The organism is Volucribacter psittacicida (assembly GCF_004339025.1).
Lineage (GTDB): Bacteria > Pseudomonadota > Gammaproteobacteria > Enterobacterales > Pasteurellaceae > Volucribacter > Volucribacter psittacicida.
Genome location: NZ_SMFT01000002.1, coordinates 103,419 through 123,586 on the forward strand (window position 1 = coordinate 103,419; position 20,168 = coordinate 123,586).

The 20,168-nt window shown below is 39.0% G+C and carries 18 protein-coding genes and 4 tRNA genes; 14 read left to right on the forward strand and 8 right to left on the reverse strand.

Going from position 1 to position 20,168, the window contains the following annotated elements:
* Nucleotides 1–8: 8 nt before the first annotated feature.
* A complete protein-coding gene (locus tag EV694_RS03805) occupies nucleotides 9–776 on the forward strand; it encodes an amino acid ABC transporter ATP-binding protein (protein WP_132689525.1) in 768 nt (255 codons plus the stop codon).
* A gap of 60 nt (nucleotides 777–836) precedes the next feature.
* Here EV694_RS03805 and brnQ read toward each other — a convergent pair whose 3' ends face one another.
* From brnQ to EV694_RS03825, 4 genes are all read right to left on the reverse strand, one after another.
* Nucleotides 837–2,123: a branched-chain amino acid transport system II carrier protein gene (gene brnQ / locus EV694_RS03810; protein ID WP_132689528.1), complete on the reverse strand. Its 1,287-nt coding sequence runs from the start codon at nucleotides 2,121–2,123 to the stop codon at nucleotides 837–839.
* A gap of 111 nt (nucleotides 2,124–2,234) precedes the next feature.
* A tRNA-Val gene (locus tag EV694_RS03815) sits at nucleotides 2,235–2,310 on the reverse strand.
* A gap of 73 nt (nucleotides 2,311–2,383) precedes the next feature.
* Nucleotides 2,384–2,459: transfer RNA gene (locus tag EV694_RS03820), tRNA-Val, on the reverse strand.
* Nucleotides 2,460–2,495: 36 nt separating this feature from the next.
* A tRNA-Val gene (locus EV694_RS03825) sits at nucleotides 2,496–2,571 on the reverse strand.
* Nucleotides 2,572–2,742: 171 nt separating this feature from the next.
* On the opposite strand from EV694_RS03825, the gene gltX reads away from it, so the two are divergent.
* On the forward strand, nucleotides 2,743–4,188 hold the full coding sequence (gene gltX / locus EV694_RS03830) for a glutamate--tRNA ligase (protein WP_132689530.1): 1,446 nt from the start codon (nucleotides 2,743–2,745) through the stop codon (nucleotides 4,186–4,188).
* A gap of 93 nt (nucleotides 4,189–4,281) precedes the next feature.
* A tRNA-Ala gene (locus EV694_RS03835) sits at nucleotides 4,282–4,357 on the forward strand.
* A gap of 199 nt (nucleotides 4,358–4,556) precedes the next feature.
* Here EV694_RS03835 and EV694_RS03840 read toward each other — a convergent pair.
* The gene (locus EV694_RS03840) at nucleotides 4,557–5,867 is read right to left on the reverse strand and encodes an HlyC/CorC family transporter (RefSeq protein ID WP_132689532.1); all 1,311 of its coding nucleotides are present in this window, start codon (nucleotides 5,865–5,867) and stop codon (nucleotides 4,557–4,559) included.
* A gap of 99 nt (nucleotides 5,868–5,966) precedes the next feature.
* Nucleotides 5,967–6,770 (reverse strand): cytochrome C assembly family protein, encoded by an 804-nt coding sequence (locus EV694_RS03845; protein WP_132689534.1) that lies wholly within the window; start codon nucleotides 6,768–6,770, stop codon nucleotides 5,967–5,969.
* 154 nt (nucleotides 6,771–6,924) lie between these two features.
* Between EV694_RS03845 and rppH the strand changes: the two genes are divergently transcribed.
* The 4 genes from rppH to EV694_RS03865 are packed head-to-tail and all read left to right on the forward strand — an operon-like array spanning nucleotide 6,925 to nucleotide 9,988.
* Nucleotides 6,925–7,500, forward strand: coding sequence for an RNA pyrophosphohydrolase (rppH, locus tag EV694_RS03850; protein ID WP_132690822.1), 576 nt, complete (start codon nucleotides 6,925–6,927; stop codon nucleotides 7,498–7,500).
* A gap of 1 nt (nucleotide 7,501) precedes the next feature.
* Nucleotides 7,502–8,293, forward strand: coding sequence for a sulfite exporter TauE/SafE family protein (locus EV694_RS03855; protein WP_132689537.1), 792 nt, complete (start codon nucleotides 7,502–7,504; stop codon nucleotides 8,291–8,293).
* 21 nt (nucleotides 8,294–8,314) lie between these two features.
* Entirely contained in the window at nucleotides 8,315–9,127 is an 813-nt protein-coding gene (gene lgt / locus EV694_RS03860; protein ID WP_132689539.1) for a prolipoprotein diacylglyceryl transferase, read from the forward strand.
* Between the two features lie 9 nt (nucleotides 9,128–9,136).
* Nucleotides 9,137–9,988: a thymidylate synthase gene (locus EV694_RS03865; RefSeq protein WP_132689542.1), complete on the forward strand. Its 852-nt coding sequence runs from the start codon at nucleotides 9,137–9,139 to the stop codon at nucleotides 9,986–9,988.
* 69 nt (nucleotides 9,989–10,057) lie between these two features.
* Here the strand turns inward: EV694_RS03865 and rdgC are convergent, their stop codons facing one another.
* Nucleotides 10,058–10,966, reverse strand: a complete 909-nt coding sequence (rdgC, locus tag EV694_RS03870) for a recombination-associated protein RdgC (protein ID WP_132689544.1) — start codon at nucleotides 10,964–10,966, stop codon at nucleotides 10,058–10,060.
* 107 nt (nucleotides 10,967–11,073) lie between these two features.
* Here rdgC and proC point away from each other — a divergent pair, with 107 nt between their 5' ends.
* Together proC and EV694_RS03880 are read left to right on the forward strand one after the other, a co-directional pair.
* On the forward strand, nucleotides 11,074–11,892 hold the full coding sequence (proC, locus tag EV694_RS03875) for a pyrroline-5-carboxylate reductase (RefSeq protein ID WP_132689547.1): 819 nt from the start codon (nucleotides 11,074–11,076) through the stop codon (nucleotides 11,890–11,892).
* The gene (locus EV694_RS03880) at nucleotides 11,892–13,052 is read left to right on the forward strand and encodes a 3-phenylpropionate MFS transporter (protein ID WP_132689550.1); all 1,161 of its coding nucleotides are present in this window, start codon (nucleotides 11,892–11,894) and stop codon (nucleotides 13,050–13,052) included. The genes proC and EV694_RS03880 overlap by 1 nt, the downstream gene beginning before the upstream one ends.
* Before the next feature lie 52 nt (nucleotides 13,053–13,104).
* Here EV694_RS03880 and EV694_RS03885 read toward each other — a convergent pair whose 3' ends face one another.
* A complete protein-coding gene (locus EV694_RS03885; protein WP_132689553.1) occupies nucleotides 13,105–14,319 on the reverse strand; it encodes a pyridoxal phosphate-dependent aminotransferase in 1,215 nt (404 codons plus the stop codon).
* 151 nt (nucleotides 14,320–14,470) lie between these two features.
* On the opposite strand from EV694_RS03885, the gene EV694_RS03890 reads away from it, so the two are divergent.
* The 5 genes from EV694_RS03890 to EV694_RS03910 all read left to right on the forward strand — a co-directional run bounded on the left by EV694_RS03890 (nucleotide 14,471) and on the right by EV694_RS03910 (nucleotide 20,168).
* The gene (locus tag EV694_RS03890; RefSeq protein WP_132689556.1) at nucleotides 14,471–15,745 is read left to right on the forward strand and encodes an isochorismate synthase; all 1,275 of its coding nucleotides are present in this window, start codon (nucleotides 14,471–14,473) and stop codon (nucleotides 15,743–15,745) included.
* A gap of 10 nt (nucleotides 15,746–15,755) precedes the next feature.
* Nucleotides 15,756–17,465: a 2-succinyl-5-enolpyruvyl-6-hydroxy-3-cyclohexene-1-carboxylic-acid synthase gene (gene menD, locus EV694_RS03895; RefSeq protein ID WP_132689560.1), complete on the forward strand. Its 1,710-nt coding sequence runs from the start codon at nucleotides 15,756–15,758 to the stop codon at nucleotides 17,463–17,465.
* Complete coding sequence (menH, locus tag EV694_RS03900) at nucleotides 17,466–18,257, forward strand: 2-succinyl-6-hydroxy-2,4-cyclohexadiene-1-carboxylate synthase (protein WP_132689563.1); 792 nt, start codon at nucleotides 17,466–17,468, stop codon at nucleotides 18,255–18,257.
* A gap of 132 nt (nucleotides 18,258–18,389) precedes the next feature.
* On the forward strand, nucleotides 18,390–18,941 hold the full coding sequence (locus EV694_RS03905) for a TetR/AcrR family transcriptional regulator (protein ID WP_132689566.1): 552 nt from the start codon (nucleotides 18,390–18,392) through the stop codon (nucleotides 18,939–18,941).
* A gap of 30 nt (nucleotides 18,942–18,971) precedes the next feature.
* Nucleotides 18,972–20,168 (forward strand): efflux RND transporter periplasmic adaptor subunit, encoded by a 1,197-nt coding sequence (locus EV694_RS03910; protein ID WP_132689569.1) that lies wholly within the window; start codon nucleotides 18,972–18,974, stop codon nucleotides 20,166–20,168.

Here is a 20,168-nt window from a genome sequence, read left to right on the forward strand (position 1 = left end):
GAGTAACTATGTTAGAAATAAAAAATATTCACAAACAGTTTAATGGCAATCCTGTGCTCAAAGGGATTAATCTTCATATTCATAAAGGTGAAGTTGTTGCCATTCTCGGTCCATCAGGCTCAGGCAAAACCACCTTTTTACGTTGCTTAAATTATTTAGAACAGCCCGATCAAGGCGAAATCACCTTTACCGATGGCTCATTATCATTAAACTTTGCAGAAAAAATTAGCAAAAACAAAATCTTACAATTACGCCGACGTTCATCAATGGTTTTTCAACAATATAACCTCTTTCCGCACCGTACCGCATTGGAAAATGTGATGGAAGGAATGGTTGTTGTACAAAAGAAACCGAAAGAACAAGCCAAGCAACAAGCTCTCGCTCTATTAGCCAAAGTAGGCTTACAGGATAAAGCCAGCCTTTACCCTAGCCAATTATCAGGCGGACAACAACAACGTGTCGGTATTGCACGAGCGTTAGCTGTACAACCCGATTTAATTTTATTAGATGAACCCACCTCTGCCCTCGATCCTGAATGGGTAGGCGAAGTATTGCAAGTATTGAAAATGCTTGCTTCAGAAGGCTGGACAATGATTATCGTTACCCACGAAATGAAGTTCGCCAAAGATGTGGCAGATAAAATCCTATTTATGGACGCAGGCGTGGTGGTGGAAACCAATAATGCCAAAGATTTCTTTTGTAATCCTCAACAAGAACGCACCAAACAATTTTTAATGCAAACTCAAATGGCAGAATTTGAGGATTATTGTATTTAACTAGATAATAATACATAAAAAAGTGCGGTAAAAATTATCTTATTTTTTACCGCACTTTATTTATTTTTTCTTTTGCATCAATGTTATTCCCCAGCCTAAAACTAAGCCAAGAATACCGAATAAAAGCCATTCCATTGAATAGGATTTTAAGGGTAAATGACGAAATAGCGGAAGATCTAGAATGGATAGAATAGCAATAACACATACTAATCCAATCGCAATTCGTTGTGCCAGAATAGGAACAGGGATAAATAAATTAAGCAATAAGAGAAAAATTATCGTAATGGCAATAGGATAAAGTATTGATAAAACAGGGACTGATTTGCTAATCACAAAGTTCAAGCCTTGATTTGCAATGATAAAACTAATAAGTGTGAAAATCATTGCGTAGGTTTTATAAGATATTTTTCGGTAAATACTATGAAAATATTCACTTACAGAAACAATTAATCCAATCGCAGTAGTTAAACAAGCAAGAGAAACAATAATCCCAAGCATAATACGTCCGAAATCGCCAAAGGCACGATTGGTAACGCTATTGAGGATGTAAGTACCAATATCTTGATTTTTTTCTTTTAGTAGATGTAATTCGGTTGGATCAATGTAAATTTTATTACCAATCCAAGCTAATGATAAATAAATGAGAGCAAGAGCTAAACCTGCGATTAATGCGGAAACAATGGTTTGTTTCGTAAGTGCTTGTTTGGTTACGCCTTTTGCTTGGATCGCTAAAATAACAATCATTGAATAAGCGATTGAGGCGAGAGCGTCCATGGTTAGGTAGCCTTCAACAAAGCCTTTGAAAAAGGAGGTTTGTGTCGAACTTTGAATAGGTGTCATTTCACTATTTGGTTGAAATAATGCACTGACGACTAAAATAAAAATGGCAATAAGTAGTAAAGGTGTCAATATGGCACCGATACGTTCAACCATTTTTGAGGGATTTAGCGCTAACCAAAGGGAAAGTAAAAAGTATAATGCACTGAAAAATAACTGTATTCCAATGGAATGTTGGCTAAAAAAAGGTTGTACAGCGAGCTCATAAGCGGTGGCACCAGTGCGAGGAATAGCAAAAAAAGGGCCGACACTGAGATAAATAGCAGAAAGAAAAATAATAGAAAAATAAGGATTTATTTTATCTAGGGCTTTTTGATACCCACCTTGGTAAAATGATCCCACAATAATGCCCAATAAAGGTAATCCGACGCCTGTCGCAATAAAACCAAGAATGGTTGATAAATAATATTGTTGGCTTTCTAAACCAAGGCGTGGGGGAAAAATAAGATTGCCAGCACCAAAAAACATTGCAAATAGCATAAAGCCGACAATAAGCGTGTTTTTATTCATAATAAGAGTATTAACCTTTTAATTAATTCATTTTAATCTAGATAAGCTCTAAAAAACGGGCAGATTCTATCACTAATGGGTGAACATTAAAAGATAAAGCAGAGAAGTGAGTGGTGGGCGATACCGGTCTCGAACCAGTGACCCCCTCCTTGTAAGGGAGGTGCTCTCCCAACTGAGCTAATCGCCCTTAGAATTTAGTTTAATCATTGACTAAATTTTAAGATTATCTATTAAGATAATGGGAATATTTTAAACTTAAGTGGTGGGCGATACCGGTCTCGAACCAGTGACCCCCTCCTTGTAAGGGAGGTGCTCTCCCAACTGAGCTAATCGCCCACATTGGTTTAAAATAATCAACAAGAACACTAAAAGTGGTGGGCGATACCGGTCTCGAACCAGTGCCCCCCTCCTTGTAAGGGAGGTGCTCTCCCAACTGAGCTAATCGCCCCCGTTGATGTGGACGCATTATAAAGACAATAGAATTTCAGTCAATCAAATTTTTATGATTTTTGTTTGATTGCATTAAAAATAAACATTGTCGATGAATTTGGCGTGGCTTTTAAATGAAGTCATAGTAGAATGTATTCACTTTTTTATTTTTTAGTATAAGGTTAATGAAATGAATATAGAACCCTTATTTAAATTAGATCCTAATGTTAAAGTGCGTACCCGTTTTGCGCCTAGCCCAACGGGTTATTTACATGTCGGTGGGGCGAGAACTGCACTTTATTCTTGGTTATATGCAAAACATCATCAAGGCGAATTTGTTTTACGTATTGAAGATACGGATTTAGAACGCTCAACCCCTGAAGCAACACAAGCTATTTTAGAAGCGATGGAATGGTTAGAATTGGGTTGGGAGCATGGACCTTATTATCAAACAAAACGCTTTGATCGTTATAATCAAGTCATTGATCAAATGTTGGAACAAGGGCTTGCTTATCGTTGTTATTGTAGTAAAGAGCGCTTAGATGAATTACGTCATCAACAAGAACAAAATAAGCAAAAACCCCGTTACGACCGCCATTGTTTACATGACCATCAGCATTCTCCCGATGAACCTCATGTCGTTCGTTTTAAAAATCCAACGGAAGGATCAGTGATTTTTGATGATGCGGTGCGTGGACGAATTGAAATTAGCAATCAGGAGCTTGATGATTTAATTATTCGCCGTACCGATGGTTCGCCAACCTACAATTTTTGTGTTGTGGTTGATGACTGGGATATGGGCATTACCCATGTAGTACGTGGCGAAGATCATATTAATAACACCCCTCGCCAAATTAATATTTTAAAAGCATTAAACGCCCCAATTCCCGTTTATGCACATGTTTCAATGATCAATGGTGATGATGGACAAAAATTATCTAAACGTCATGGAGCAGTGAGTGTCATGCAGTATCGTGATGAAGGATATTTGCCCGAAGCTCTCGTGAATTATTTAGTGCGTTTAGGCTGGGGGCATGGCGATCAAGAAATTTTTTCTCGCCAAGAGATGATCGATCTGTTTGATTTACATTCCGTAAGCAAATCCGCCAGTGCCTTTAATACGGATAAATTATTATGGCTAAACCAACATTATATCCGTAGCTTACCTGCCGAATATGTGGCAAAGCATTTAGCTTGGCATTACCAACAACTCGGCATTGATACCCATAATGGCCCAGCATTAACAGAGATTGTTTCTATGCTTGGCGAACGTTGTAAAACCCTCAGAGAAATGGCATTAACTAGCCGTTATTTCTTTGAGGAATTTGAAGAATTTGAGGAAAAAGCCGCACAAAAACATCTCAAGGCAGCTACACTTGAACCATTACAAAAAATATTGGAAAAATTGACCGCACTTGACCTTGACCAATGGAATATCACGACAACTCATCAAGCCATCGAACAAACCGCTGAAGAGTTAGGAGTGGGAATGGGTAAAGTAGGTATGCCTTTACGTGTTGCCGTAACAGGCACAGGACAGTCGCCATCTATGGACGTAACATTAGTGGCGATTGGTAAACAGCGTGTATTAACTCGTATTGAAAAGGCTATTGAATTTATCAAAAAACAAGCATAATGGATTAATTTTAAGCAATTAAACTTATCGCATATTGACAGATTAAGTGGCGAACTTTATTATTGTCGCCACTTACCAAACATCAAATCTCTTGGGGATATAGCTCAGTTGGGAGAGCGCTTGAATGGCATTCAAGAGGTCGTCGGTTCGATCCCGATTATCTCCACCAAAATTCTAATTAATATCAGATTTCTTTATTGATTTTATCTAATTCGAATTACCAATATTTCAATTAAGCTCTAATTTGGAGCAATAGATAAAAATGTGGGATTTTGTCCATTGCACCTTTAAATTGAAAAAGCTATAGTATATGAAAGCTCTATTTTATAAAATAGAGCTTTTTATTCAGAAAGGGGGAAAAAAGAACACTAACTATTCCCTAAATAATGTTCATTATTATGGTTATGCGGTAATAACTGTTTTTTCTTGGTGACTTTGGCAAGTTTGATCATATTATCGCTGACTTCTAATATTGTGATTATTAGATCATCGATTTCACAAACCGTTCCTTCTAGAGGAATTTCTTCTAAGTGTTCCAAAATTAAACCATTAAAGGTTCTTGGTCCATCGGTAGTAAGGTTCCAATCGAATAATTTATTAATATCTCGAATATTGGCAGAGCCATCAATTAATACTGAGCCATCAGACTGTGGCATAACTTCTTGTTCTATTGATGGGGTTGTTGAGGTGGTAAATTCGCCTACAATTTCTTCTAAAATATCTTCTAGTGTAACTAATCCTTTAATATCGCCATATTCATCAACCACTAAGCCGATTCGCTCTTTATTGTTACGGAAATTGAGTAACTGAGCGGTTAAACCTGTGCTTTCGGGGATAAAATAAACTTCGTCTGCGGCACGAATAAGCATTTCTTTGGTAAATTCGTTCTTATCAAACATTAAGCGATAAGCCTCTCTTACCCTGAGCATACCGAGGATATTTTTATCTAGGCTTTCTTTATAAAGTACCACTCGGCTATGAGGAGCGTGGTTTAATTGACGCATAATGGCTTTCCAGTCATCATCAATGTTGATCGCACCAATATCATTACGTGGTACCATAATATCGTCCACGGTGGTACGTTCAAGATCTAAAATGGAAAGTAGCATTTCTTGGTGCGAGGAGGGAATAAATTTACCTGATTCATTCACGATAGAGCGTAGTTCTTCGGGACTGAGTGAATGTGCTTTAACTTCTGATTTTAACCCTGTGATTTTCATTAAACCATTAATAAAGAGGTTCATAAAAAACACGATTGGGGTGCAAAGTTTCATAAAGATTGCCAATAAATGGCTGCTGGTAAATGCCACGCGTTCGGGATAAATTGAGGCGACAGTTTTAGGAAAAATTTCGGAGAAAACGAGCATGACAAAGGTAAGTACCCCTGTTGCAATGGCAACCCCCATATCGCCATACATACGCATACCAATAATGGTAGCGAGTGCCGAAGCAAGAATGTTGACAAGGTTGTTACAAATTAAGACTAAACTTAATAATTTGTCGGTGTTTTTGAGTAATTGTTCCGCTTTTTTGGCGCCACGATGTCCTTTTTCTGCCATAAAACGCATACGGTAGCGGTTAAGTGAAAGTAGGGCGGTTTCTGAACTTGAGAAATAAGCGGATAAAATAAGTAGAATAATTAAAATAATAAATAATGTACTAAGGGATACAGTGTCCAAATTGAACTTCCTTTGGTTAATTAATCATAAAGTGCGGTAGAAAATACATAAATTTTTTACCGCACTTACCTTGTTTAGCTGTTTTCACTTTTGTTTGATTTAAAGCATAAACATTGCTCGACTGCCAAAATAGGCGATAGTCAGTAATATCATACCTGAAATTGTATAAATTAGCACCCTCTTTCCTCGCCAATATAGGGTTTTGTGTCCGATGAGTAAAATTCCAAAAACAAGCCAAGCAATAAGGGAAAAAATGGCTTTTTGAATATTTTTTTCTGCAAAAAAGTCTGCTAAGTAGATTGCCCCTGAAATTAAGGTGAGAGTTAAGAGAATTTCGCCGCTTAACATTAGGCGGAAAAAATGCCGTTCCACCGTCATCAATGGTGGGATTATAGGGGAAAATGCCATTCTATTGTGTTTGAGGTTATAGTCTATCCAAGTAAGTTGTAAGGCGTATAGCATTGCCATAAAACAAACGGCATAGGCAAATAGGGCTAAACCAATGTGAATCAGTAAGCCGAGGTTTTGTGCAAGATGTTGTACAATATGCCCCGGCAAGAAAGTGGCAACAATAATATTGATAATGGCAAAGCAATAGACGATGGGTAATAAAAACCAAAGGGTATTTACTTTGAAGAGCATCGCCAAGGTAGCGAGGATTGCCACAATCACGCTCACTAAGGAGCCGATTTCCATTAGGGTAAAATTTCGCCCGTCAATCAAGTTAATCAATACTGTATTAAGGCTAATAAGATGAAAAACAATGGCAAAAAGGGCGGTCAGAAAAAACAATGTTTTATTAGGTTTGGTGGCGTGTTCCCCTGCTTGTACCTTTAACAACATTGGTGTAATCAGCAATAAGCTAATGAGGTAAGCAAAAATGGATACGAAAGCAAGCAACATAGTTTTGATCCGATAATTTTAGTCATAAGGCGTATTCTAACGATGAGCGATGAAAATCGCAAATAGAAGCATAAATTAAAGTTGTTAAATTTTGCATATTATGAAACAATTTGCACCAATTAAGTTTAGAAAATAATGAGTTAAGGTGAAGATAGTGATCGATGGCGATGGCTATCGTCCGAATGTAGGCATTGTCATTTGTAATCGCAAAGGGCAGGTGCTTTGGGCGAAAAGATACGGACAAAATTCTTGGCAATTTCCACAAGGGGGGATTCAGGATAATGAAACACCTGAACAAGCCATGTATCGTGAACTCTTTGAGGAAGTGGGGTTAACTCGTAAAGATGTGCGTATCCTTTATATCTCAAAATATTGGCTACGTTATAAGCTCCCTAAACGTTTATTACGTCATGATTCTAAGCCTATGTGCATTGGTCAAAAACAGCGTTGGTTTTTATTACAGCTTATTTCAGATGAACAAAATATTAATTTGAAAAGCAATAAATCCCCAGAATTTGACGGGTGGCGTTGGGTGAGTTTTTGGTATCCCGTACGGCAAGTGGTTGCTTTTAAACGAGATGTTTATCGTAAAGCATTAAAAGAATTTGCGATGGTATTAAATCATATTCCGTCTTCTCCGCAGGATCAGCATTTAGACAATAAAGGGAAAAAGCCTCCTCATTCCTATCCGCATAAACGTAAAAAATTTTATACAAAACCTCGAGGTTAATATGCTGATCTTTTTGATTATTTGTTTAATGATTGGGGCCGTTGTTGGTTTTTTAGCAGGCTTATTTGGTATCGGTGGTGGATTAATTATTGTCCCGATTTTGGTTTATCTGTTACCCCAAATCGGTGTGCCTGATGCCTTACTTATGTCAACGGCACTAGGCACTTCCTTTGGAACTATCGTTATTACAGGCTTTGCCTCGGCACAACGTCATCATAAACATGGTAATATCAACTGGTCAGCGGTTAAAATTCTTGCACCAATGATTATGTTATCAACGTTTATCACAGGGCTTTTTATCGGTAACCTACCTAAAGAAATGACAAGTAAAATATTTGCCTGTTTAGTAGTTTATCTTGCCATTAAAATGCTATTTTCTATGAAACCTCATCAACAATTTAAGCCTTTAACCCCCTTATCAACCGTCATCGGCGGAATTTTAATTGGCATAGCCTCAAGTGCCGCAGGCATTGGTGGGGGCGGTTTTATTGTGCCTTTTTTACATCATCGAGGCATTGAAATGAAACAAGCTATCGGTTCATCAGCTTTTTGTGGTATGCTCTTGGGCATTGCAGGCACAATGAGCTTTATTGTCGGTGGTTGGAATGTGGAAGCGATGCCAGAATATTCGCTCGGTTATGTGTATCTACCTGCCATATTAGGGATTACATTAACCTCATTTTTTACCTCAAAACTGGGCGCAACAGCTGTCGCTAAACTCCCTGTTGCCACATTAAAACGCGGTTTTTCCCTTTTATTGATCTGCATTGCAATCAATATGTTTATAAAATAATTGCATCTCACAAGGACATTTATGACAAGTCAATTTTTAACCTTTCCACAAATCGATCCTGTTATTTTTGAAATTGGCCCTATTGGTTTACGCTGGTATGGCTTAATGTATTTGCTTGGCTTTATTTTTGCACGCTGGTTGGGTGTTCGCCGTGCGAAGCAACCTCAGAGTGGCTGGACAGTAGAACAAGTTGATAATCTATTATTTAGTGGTTTTCTTGGGCTTTTTCTTGGCGGCAGAATAGGTTATGTCTTTTTTTATCAATTTAAACTCTTTTTAGCCGATCCACTTTACCTCTTTCGTATTTGGGAAGGCGGTATGTCTTTCCATGGCGGGCTAATAGGGGCAATTATTGCAATGCTTATTTGCTCAAAATTACAACATCGTCATTTTTGGCAAACCACCGATTTTATCGCACCATTAATCCCCTTTGGATTAGGAATGGGACGTATCGGTAATTTTATTAATGACGAATTATGGGGCAGAGTAACCGATGTGCCTTGGGCAGTATTATTCCCTTCTGGTGGCTATTTACCTCGCCACCCCTCACAACTTTATGAGGCTTTCCTAGAAGGATTCGTTCTATTTATTATCCTCAATATTTACATCAAAAAACCACGCCCAATGGGCGCGGTCTCAGGTTTATTCCTACTGGGCTACGGTGTATTCCGCTTTATTGTTGAATTTTTCCGAGAGCCAGATGTACAACTGGGATTATACTTTGGACAACATATCTCCATGGGACAAATTCTCTCAACCCCAATGATTATTCTCGGTGCAATCATTATGTTATGGGCATACCGCCAACCTCATAGCAAGTGCGGTCAAAAATAGGAGAATTTTATGCAACAATATTTAGATTTATGTAACAACATTCTCCAGCATGGCGTTTGGATTGATAATCAACGCACTGGGAAACGTTGCTTAACCTTAATTAACGCTGATCTCAATTATGATGTGGGTAATAACCACTTTCCGCTCATTACCACCCGTAAAAGCTATTGGAAAGCTGCCATTGCTGAATTACTCGGTTATCTACGAGGCTATGATAACGCTGCGGATTTTCGTCAATTAGGGGCAAAAACTTGGGACGCTAATGCCAATGAAAATCAGGCTTGGCTCAACAACCCACATCGCAAAGGTACAGATGATATGGGGCGAGTATATGGTGTACAGGGACGGCGTTGGCGTAAACCTAATGGCGAAACTGTGGATCAACTGCGTAAAATCGTTGATAACCTCCGCAAAGGCATTGATGATAGAGGCGAAATTCTCACGTTCTATAATCCCGGCGAATTTGATTTAGGCTGCCTACGCCCTTGTATGCACACGCATACCTTTTCATTGTTAGGTGATACCCTTTATTTAACCAGTTATCAACGATCCGCGGATGTCCCCTTAGGTTTGAATTTTAACCAAGTACAAGTTTTTACCCTCCTTGCCCTCATGGCACAAATTACAGGTAAAAAAGCGGGTATGGCTTATCACAAAATCGTCAACGCCCATATTTACGAAGATCAACTGGCGTTAATGCGTGATGTTCAATTAGCACGCCAGCCTTACCCATTACCTAAATTAATCATCAACCCAGAAATCAAAACTCTAGAAGATCTTGAAACTTGGGTAACCCTTGATGATTTCAAGGTAGAAGGCTACCAATACCACCCCGCAATTAAATATCCGTTTTCGGTGTAAAATATAAAAAAGTGCGGTCAGTTTTAAAAATTTTTTGCAAAACTGACCGCACTTGTCATATTGAAAAGATTATATTCTCGTTTTTTCACCACCAAATTCATCAAGTAAATGTTGGGTTAGATTGGCGAGTTCGCTGGTCATTAATAGAAAATCGGCATCAAAACGTTGAGCATAATCTTCTTTTAAAATATCGTCATTTTTACTACAAATATCATCGGCAAATTTTAAGCGTTTCAAACTGCCATCTTCGTTAAAGAGAAAACTCAGATGATTTTCCCAATCTAAGGCTAATTTGGTAATACGTTTGTTGGCACTTAATGCGGTAAGGATTTCTTGGCTATCCAAGGGTTGATTTTTACAGCGAATAACCGCTTGTTCATCATCGCCTTTTAATTCCGCTTCATCTAAACTGAGCAACCATTGTGGTAGATGTTGTTGTTTAATCCAATCGGTCATCACTAAGCTGGGTTCATTAGCAAAAGCAAGGGGGACAACAGGCAATGAGCCTAAGGATTTGCGCAATAAGGCTAAAATATCTTCCGCTCGTTTACTTGAGGCGGCGTCCACATAAATTAGTTGGTTTGCACTATCAATCCATAGGGCGGTTTGTTGGTGTTTGCTAAAGGCTCGTGGTAATAAGGTGGCAATCACATCATCTTTTAGGCTTTGTTTCTCGGTTTTGTTTAATTTGCGTTGTTGCTTTTGTTCAAGTTCATCAATGCGTTCATCAAGGGCTTTTTTGATGACTTGGGCTGGTAAGATTTTTTCTTCTTTATGGGCAACCAGTAAAATTTGCTGATTGGCGGAGAAATGCAGCATTTCGCTACCTTTAAGCGGGCTTATCCAGCCAAATTTGCTCATATCATGTTGTTGACAAGCAAAATATTGCTGTTGTTGTAATTGAACTTGTAACCCCTTGTCTGACCAATCTAAAGGCTTGGTTAAACGGTAGATCATGACATTTTTAAACCAGAACATAGTCAATCCTTTTATTATTTTGTTAAAATAGTCGCCCAATTTGCTTGCTTATGGCAAGGTAGATGATTGAGCTAAATGGGATATTTTACCCTAAATAGGAAGAGAATATGCAACAAAAATCCATTGTTTTTATTGGTGGCGGTAATATGGCACAAGCCATTATTTTTGGTTTATTGAGTAAAGGTTATCCTGCTCAGTTGATCAATGTGTGTGATCGCAATCCAAGCAAATTAGCCTTATTTGCAAATAAGGGGGTTGCCATTGAACAAGATAAAGAGAAAGCCTTGCAACAGGCTGACGTCGTGGTATTAGCGGTTAAGCCACAAGCGATGGCGGAAACTTGTGCGGAATTTGCAAGTGCGGTGGATTTTACCAATAAATTGGTGATTTCTATTGCCGCTGGGATCAGTTGTGCTAGATTAGCCCAATATTTGCCGTCCGCACAAGCCATTATTCGGGTTATGCCGAATACACCTGCCCTCGTGGCGGAGGGAATGACAGGTTTATTTGCTACCGAGCAGGTGAGTTTGTCATTGAAACAATTTACTCAACAACTTTTTTCCTCAGTGGGGCAAGTGTGTTGGGTAAAAGATGAACAAAAAATGCACGCTATTACAGCGGCGGCAGGCAGTAGCCCAGCTTATTTTTTCCTGTTTATGGAGGCAATGGCACAAGCCTTAGCGGACAGTGGCTTAGATAACGAGCAAATTCGCTTGTTAATTCAGCAATCGGCATTGGGGGCTGCCAAAATGGTAGTGGAAAATCCGAAATTATCCTTAAGCCAACTACGTGAAAATGTAACCTCAAAGGGAGGAACGACCGCCGCCGCATTGCAGGTTTTTCAACAACATCAACTTGATCAACTAGTACAACAAGCGATGCAGGCTTGCATAACACGTTCACAACAAATGGAAAAACAATTCTAATGATCATTCGTCCTTTTACTTGGTTAGCCTTGAGTTTTTTTGGCTATTTTATTGCTTATGGCGTTGCTGTGCCTTTTTTACCCGTTTGGTTAAAACACCAATCCTATGGAGCAGAATTAATAGGCTTAGTGTTAGCTTGCTCCTATTTCTTTCGTTTTTTAGGTGGCATAGTTATCGCTAATCAAATTAAGTCGCCACAACAATTAATCCCAATGCTTAGAACCCTTGCTTGGCTAAGTGTTGGGCTTAGTTTACTTATGGTTTTTACCGCCAATTACTTTTGGTTATTATTTATCGTTATTGCCCTATATAGTATGGTTAATTCTGCGGGTATCCCTTTAACCGATACCCTTGCCAATACTTGGCAAAAACAAATTTCCCTTGATTATGGTAAAGCACGCTTAATTGGCTCAGTAGCATTTACCCTTGGTGTCGTTATCTTTGGCAATCTTATTGGCTGGTTAGGCGATCAATATATTGTCTGGATTTTGACCGCACTTTTTCTGTTGTATAGTCTGTTACAAATGGCAACACCAAGCCTTGCCCCAGCAAATCAGCAAGGCACACAACAAGGTTCATCAAGCAGCTATTTGCAATTATTGCGTGAGCCTACGACCTTAAGATTATTAATTGCCGCTTGTTTAATTCAAGGTTCACACGCAGGTTATTATGCTTATAGTGTGCTTTATTGGACAAGTCAGGGGATTTCGGTGGGCTATACCAGTTTATTATGGGGCTTGGCGGTTACCGCTGAAATTTTAATTTTTTTCTTTTCACAACGTCTATTTAAAAACTGGAACATTGCCCATTTATTTTATCTTTCTGCGATTGCTTGTGTTATTCGTTGGTTAGTTTATGGCAATGTAACGGATCTCTGGCTGATTGCCTTATTGCAAACCTTTCATAGTTTAACTTTTGCGGTGATGCATTATGCGATGGTGAATTATATTGCCACACAACCGCAACAAAATATGGCGAAATTACAAAGTCTATATAATGTGCTATCAAATTGTGTAGGAATTGGGATAATGACCGCACTTTCTGGCGTACTTTATCAACATTATTCTGCTTCAGTTTTATTTACCACAATGGCAATTTGTGCCGCAACTGCCATTTTTATTATTCCACGCCGTATAAAAGCGGTGATTTATCAACATTAATTTCAATGCCCCAAAGCCCGAACACTTTACAAGCTCGGGCTTATTTATTGATTTATTGGCGATAAGATTGCAAAAATCTTGCTAGACGTCCTAGTGCGTCTTCAATTTGGTAAACATAAGGGAGGGTAACAATGCGGAAGTGATCAGGGCTATGCCAGTTGAAACCGCGTCCATGCACTAATAGGACTTTTTCTTGACGTAATAAATCTAATACCATTTTTTCATCATCATAAATATTAAATTTTTTCACATCAATTTTAGGGAACATATATAAGGCTCCCATAGGTTTAACACAACTAATGCCAGGTATAGCGTTTAATAATTCATAGGCACGATTGCGTTGTTCCAATAAGCGACCGCCCGGTAAAATATATTCGTTAATGCTTTGATATCCGCCGAGTGCGGTTTGAATGGCGTGTTGCATTGGGACATTGGCACATAAACGCATAGAAGCAATCATATCTAAACCTTCAATATAGCCTTTGGCGTGATTTTTAGGACCATTTAAGACCAGCCAACCTTGGCGAAAACCTGCAACGCGGTAAGCCTTAGATAAGCCGTTAAAGGTTAAGGTTAATAAATCTGGGGCGAGTGCGGCAATATGTTGATGTTCTGCACCATCATATAAAATTTTGTCGTAAATTTCGTCAGCAAAGATAATTAATTGATGTTGGCGGGCAATATCGGCAATTTGTAGCAACAGTTCTTTGCTATATACCGCCCCTGTTGGGTTGTTGGGATTAATGACCACAATAGCTTTTGTGCGAGAGGTAACTTTGCTTTTAATATCTTCAATATCTGGATACCAGTCTGCTTGTTCATCACAAATATAATGTACCGCTTTACCACCAGCTAAGGTAACGGAGGCAGTCCATAAAGGATAGTCAGGCATAGGTATTAATACTTCATCGCCATCATTTAATAAGGCTTGCGTTGCCATAGTAATTAATTCGGAGACGCCATTACCAATATAAACATCATTGACTGTGAGGTTACGCATATTTTTAGATTGATAATATTGCACAATGGCTTTACGGGCAGAATATAAGCCTTTGGAGTCACAATAACCTTGTGCGGTAGGTAAATTGCGTAAGACATCCACTAAAATTTCATCAGGAGCTTCAAAACCAAAGGGGGCGGGGTTGCCAATATTAAGTTTTAAAATTTTATTACCCTCTTCTTCGAGGCGTAATGCCTCTTTATGCACTGGTCCACGAATATCATAGCAGACGTGTTCAAGTTTCGTTGATTTTGAAAAAATGCTCATATTCTTACCTAACTTTTTCTCTTTGTTTTCGTTAAATCCAACACTTTACGCCTATTTTGGCAATATGAAAAGATTTAGTAAAAAATTATTTCAAAATAAGCTAAAATAGCCCATTATTTTTATCTTTATCGCCATAAATCTTTGTTTTTATATGGACAGTTTGCAGCAACTTAAAAGCAAAATCGCTGATATTCTTGCCCAATATCAACCTAATCCAACACCTCGGATTAGGGCGTTTAAGGCTCAAATAACCAGCTCAATACCCTTATTAAGCTGGTTAAAAGCACAAGCGATTTATCCTCAGTTTTATTTTAAGCAACGTGATCAAGAGGTTACCTTTGCTGCCATTGGTAAAGTGCGGTCGTTTTCTGATAAATTTTTGGCACAAGCCTTTATGGACCAATATGGTTTTCCCTTGGTGGGCGGGATACAATTTGAGGGTAACACTTTCTTTTTTCTCCCACAGTTATTATTACAACAACAGCAAGATAAGCTCGATTGTTGGTTATTTATTGATGAACAAATCCCCCTCGCTCAACAGTTTGAGCCATTAATGGCAACCATTGCTCATTGCCAACCTTTACAAAGGATTGAGCATATTAAGATGATAGATCAATATTGCCAAGCGAGCTTTAACCAATGGCAGAGTTGGATTAAACAGGGGTTGCAAGGCTTTAAACAAGGGGAGTTAAGTAAAGTTGTCTTGGCTAATCAATATCATTTAACAGCGGATAGAAGCATTAATGGCAAAGATATGTTGTGGCAAAGTGAGCAAGTTAATCCTCATTGTTATCATTTCTTGCTGGCGGAAAATGAAGATTGTACTTTTTTAGGCTCTAGCCCTGAACGTCTTTATCGGCGAGAGCAACAACAGTTGAATACAGAGGCGTTGGCGGGAACCGCCTTTATGGACAAGGATCAAGCGAAAAATCAACAACAAGCTCATTGGTTATTGCAAGATCCCAAAAATCAATATGAAAATCAATTAGTGGTGGACGGCATTTGTCAGCACTTAAGCCCTTATGCACAACATATTGAAGTAAAACCTACCGCCCTTGTGAGGTTACGCAATGTGCAACATTTATGCCGTAAAATTCAGGTGGTATTAAAGCCAGATTGTTATGATGTCCATTGTTTACAAGCCATTCACCCTACTCCTGCCGTAGCAGGCTTGCCACAACAACAGGCTCGGGATTTTATTAAAAATTGTGAAAATTTCCACCGCACTTGGTATGCGGGGTGCTTAGGTGTTATGCAACCACAACAAGCAGAATTTTGTGTTACTATTCGCAGTGCCTTTGTAGAACACAATAAAATTCGTGTTTTTGCTGGGGCAGGTATTGTTGAAGGTTCAGATCCCTTGCTAGAATGGCAAGAAATTGAGCGTAAAGCAAAAGGATTAATTTCCTTGTTTAATCAAACATAATGGAGAAACTATGTCAGAGGTTAGCACCTTTAATCGTTGTTGGGCAAAAGTCATTTTAGCCACCTTAGTAAAACAAGGTGTAGAGCATATTTGTATTGCCCCAGGTTCTCGTTCAACGCCCTTGACCTTAGAGGCGGCTCGCTTACAACAAAGTAAACAAGTGCGTTGCCATACCCATTTTGATGAACGAGGTTTAGGCTTTTTAGCCCTTGGTATTGCCAAATCCAGCCAATCGCCTGTTGCTGTCATTGTTACCTCAGGCACCGCAGCGGCTAACCTTTATCCAGCCGTTATAGAAGCTCGCCAAACAGGCGTCAATTTGATCCTACTTACTGCTGATCGCCCACCAGAACTCCTCGAGTGCGGTGCAAATCAAGCCATTTTACAAGCGAATTTATTCGCCAATTACCCTGTGGCACAACTTAATTTGCCTCGCCCAAGTGCGGATTATTCTGCTCAATGGCTCATTTCTTATATTAATCAAGCCTGCTTAACTCAACAGCAACAAGCAGGGGTTATTCATATTAATGTCCCTTTTGCGGAACCCTTATACCAAGCCAATGAACAACATATTCAACAACATCCTTGGTTACAACCGATCCAATCTTGGCTCAATCAACATAAAAACTGGATTAGCTTACAAGCACCTCATCAAGAAGTCCTGATTCACGAAAATTGGGACGCTTGGCGTAGCAAACGAGGGGTCGTGATCGTGGGACAAATTCCTCTGGCTCAAAGTATGGGACTTGCCACTTGGGCAAATACTCTAGGCTGGATTTTATTAACCGATATTCAATCCACCGTTGAACCAAGTTTACCTTATGCCGATATTTGGCTTGCTAATCAAACCGTAAGACAAAAATTGTTACAAGCGGATATTGTGATTCAAATGGGATCACAGATTATTAGCAAACGGATCAACCAATTCCTCGCCGAATTTCAAGGGGAATTTTGGCTTGTAGATCCCAAAGCCAGACAATGTGATCCTTATCATCACAAACAAACCCGTTTTCAAGCCAAAATTCATCATTGGCTGCGTGCTCACCCACCATTACGGCAAAAAACTTGGTTGCTTGAACCACTGGCGTTGTCTAAATTCTGTGCTAATTTTATTGAGCAACAAGTGGGCGGAACATTAAATGAAGCCTCTTTGGCACATAATTTAGAGCGTGTATTACCAAGTAATGGCGTATTATTCCTAGGTAACAGCTTATTTATTCGTTTGGTGGACGCACTTTGTAAATTGCCTGAAGGCTACCCCGTTTACACCAACCGAGGTGCGAGTGGCATTGATGGCTTGTTAGCTACCGCAGCCGGTATTGGGATTGCCACCAATCAACCGCTAGTCGCAGTGCTTGGCGATACCTCTGCCCTTTATGATCTCAATTCATTGGCACTGTTTAAATCCGTTAATCAGCCTACCATTATTTTCATTATTAATAATAATGGCGGAGCGATTTTTGATATGTTGCCTGTGGACGAAGAGGTAAAAAATCATTTTTATCGAATGCCACATCATCTTGAGTTCTCCCAAGCTGCCTCAATGTTTGATCTCAAATATGCACGCCCTTACACTTGGGCTGATTTAGGTTCAGTTTTAAAACAAGCCTATGGGCGGCGAGAAACCACCATCATTGAAATTAAAGTTAATCCAAGTGATGGCTCAAAACTTTACAAACAACTTATTGAACAAATTAGCCACGCAGTGATCGGAGTATAAATGTTATTGCCAAGCTCGACCGCCACGCCAAAAGGGCAAAAACCTTTGTTGGTGCTTTTACATGGCTTGCTTGGCGATAAACAAGATTGGCAGAAACTGATCCATTTTCTACCGCACTTTGATTGTATTCCCTTAGATCTCCCTTTGCATGGCACACAGGATTGGCAAGCACAGCGAGCAAAAGTAAAGGATTTTCAACAAGCTTGTACCTTACTTAGCCAGCATATTCATGCAAAGGTACAACAACGCCCTTATTATCTCATAGGCTATTCACTCGGCGGACGTTTAGCCCTATATTGCTATTTTGCCAAGTTATTAGCGACCACATCATTACAGGGCTTAATTTTGGAGGGAGTTAATCTCGGCTTATCGGATCTCGCTCAACGCCAACAACGTTGGCAACAGGATCAACATTGGGCAAAGCGTTTTACTCATCAACCTATTCAACAGGTGCTTAATGACTGGTATCAACAACCTGTTTTTGCTCATCTTAACTCACAACAACGGCAACAGCTGATTCAATTACGCCAACATAATAAAGGGCAAGCCATTTCCGATATGCTTACCGCCACCTCATTAGCCAAACAACCTGATTTCAGTGCAAAAGTGCGGTCTATTTCGCTACCACTTTTTTATTTTTGTGGTGAAAAAGATCAAAAATTTCAACAAATCGCCCAACAAAATCAATTAGATCTCACCTTAATCCCCCAAGCAGGACACAACGCCCACCAAGAAAACCCACAACAATTTGCAAGGTTGTTGATGGAGAAGTTGGGGGCAAGGGATAAATGATATTTACATTTCCATACAATCCATTGCTTGCTTAAAAATAAAAATTTCTTAAAATGAACGAACGTTCATTCACTTCGGTGAATTTTTTATTTTTGGTTAAATATTATTCTATTTATGCAAGTAAAACCTGAAATGACAGAGGTGATTTTTTCGGCGACGGAGCGATTAATGGCAAAAGATGGTTTACATCATTTGTCTATGCATAAAATCGCGAAAGAAGCTGGAATTTCACCGGGTACAATTTATATTCATTTTAAAAGTAAAGAAGATCTTTTAGAAAATCTAGCCATTCATATTTTTCAGCAATTTAATCAAGATTTAGCGAAGAATTATGATGAAAATTGTGATTTTTTTAGTCAATATCAACAATTTTGGTGGAATCTTTGGAATACGTTGAGTCAAAAGCCTGATACTGTATTAAATATTTATCAATATCGTTCGTTGCCCGGTTTTGAGAAGTTAATGAAAGAATGTAATGAAGCTGAGGATCATATTTGGAATAAGTTTTGTGAAAAAGCAAAAAAAGCCAATGTATTATGTGATTTGCCTTCAGATATTTTGTTTGCTTTAAGTTTGGAAAGTGCCATTAATTTGGTGTTTAAAGCAGTTTATTTTAAACAGCAACTTTCTAACTATTTATTAGAAAGCGTAATCCAACGTACTTGGATTGCTATTCAAAAATAATCTTTTGTCGTTAATTATGGAGAAATCTTTATGAATCAAGCTGAAACCAGTAAGCCGAAAAAGTCGCAAAATAGACTGATTAAGCTGGTATTACTGATTATTTTACTCGTTTTTGCGGGTGTTATTATCTTTGGATTTGTAAAAAGTAAAATGGTGGCTAACTATTTAGCTAATATGCCAGAAAATGCTAGCCCGGTTACCGCTTATAAAGTGGAATATGCCGAGTGGACACCTGTGATTAATTCAACTGGTCTAGTTCGTCCAAATCAAGGTGCGATGTTAAGTGCGCAATCGGCAGGCACCGTCACAAACATTTTGATCCAGTCTGGTCAAAAGGTGAAAAAAGGCGATTTACTGGTAGAAATTGATAGCTCAGTAGAACAAGCTTCATTAAAACAGGCGGAAGCACAATTACCTGCCGCTCGTTTTACTTATCAACGTTACACTAACTTATTGAAAAGTAAAAGTGTTTCTCAATCTGAATTTGATAGTGCGAAAGCCACTTATGATGCTTTAGTGGCAGAAATTGAGTCCTTAAAAGCCAGTATTGAACGCCGCCAAATTTACGCTCCTTTTGATGGTCAAGCAGGGATTGTGAAAGTGAATGTGGGGGAATATATTACCGCAGGGACAGAAATTGTGCGGGTTGAAGATCGTTCAAGTATGAAAGTGGATTTTTCAGTGGCACAAAATGATTTAGAGAAATTAGCCTTAGGGCAAAAGGTAACTGCCACAGCGGATGCGTTGTTAGGGGAAACCTTTGGGGCAAAAGTTACCGCTATTGAACCAGCCATTGACTCTGCAACAGGATTAATTACGGTACAAGCCACTTTTGATGCGGAATCAAGCCAAAAATTGTTATCTGGTATGTTTGTGCGTTTGCGTGTTGCCTTACCAACGGAAACCAATCAAATTATCCTACCTCAAGTAGCAATTACTTATAATATGTACGGTGAAACCGCTTATATTTTGACCGCACTTTCTGATGAAGATAAGCAAAAACTGGCGGATAATAAAGATTTGGAGAGAATGTATCGAGCCAATCAAATTACAGTAACCACCAAAGATCGTCAGGGGATCTATGCTCAACTTGAAGGTAAAGACGTTAACGTTGGGGATTTAGTGGTAACGGGCGGTCAGCAGCGGTTAAGTAACAATAGCTTAGTCGTGGTTTCAGAGCAAGAAGGGGTTGGTACACAAGCACCAGCAACCAAAACCAATCTATAA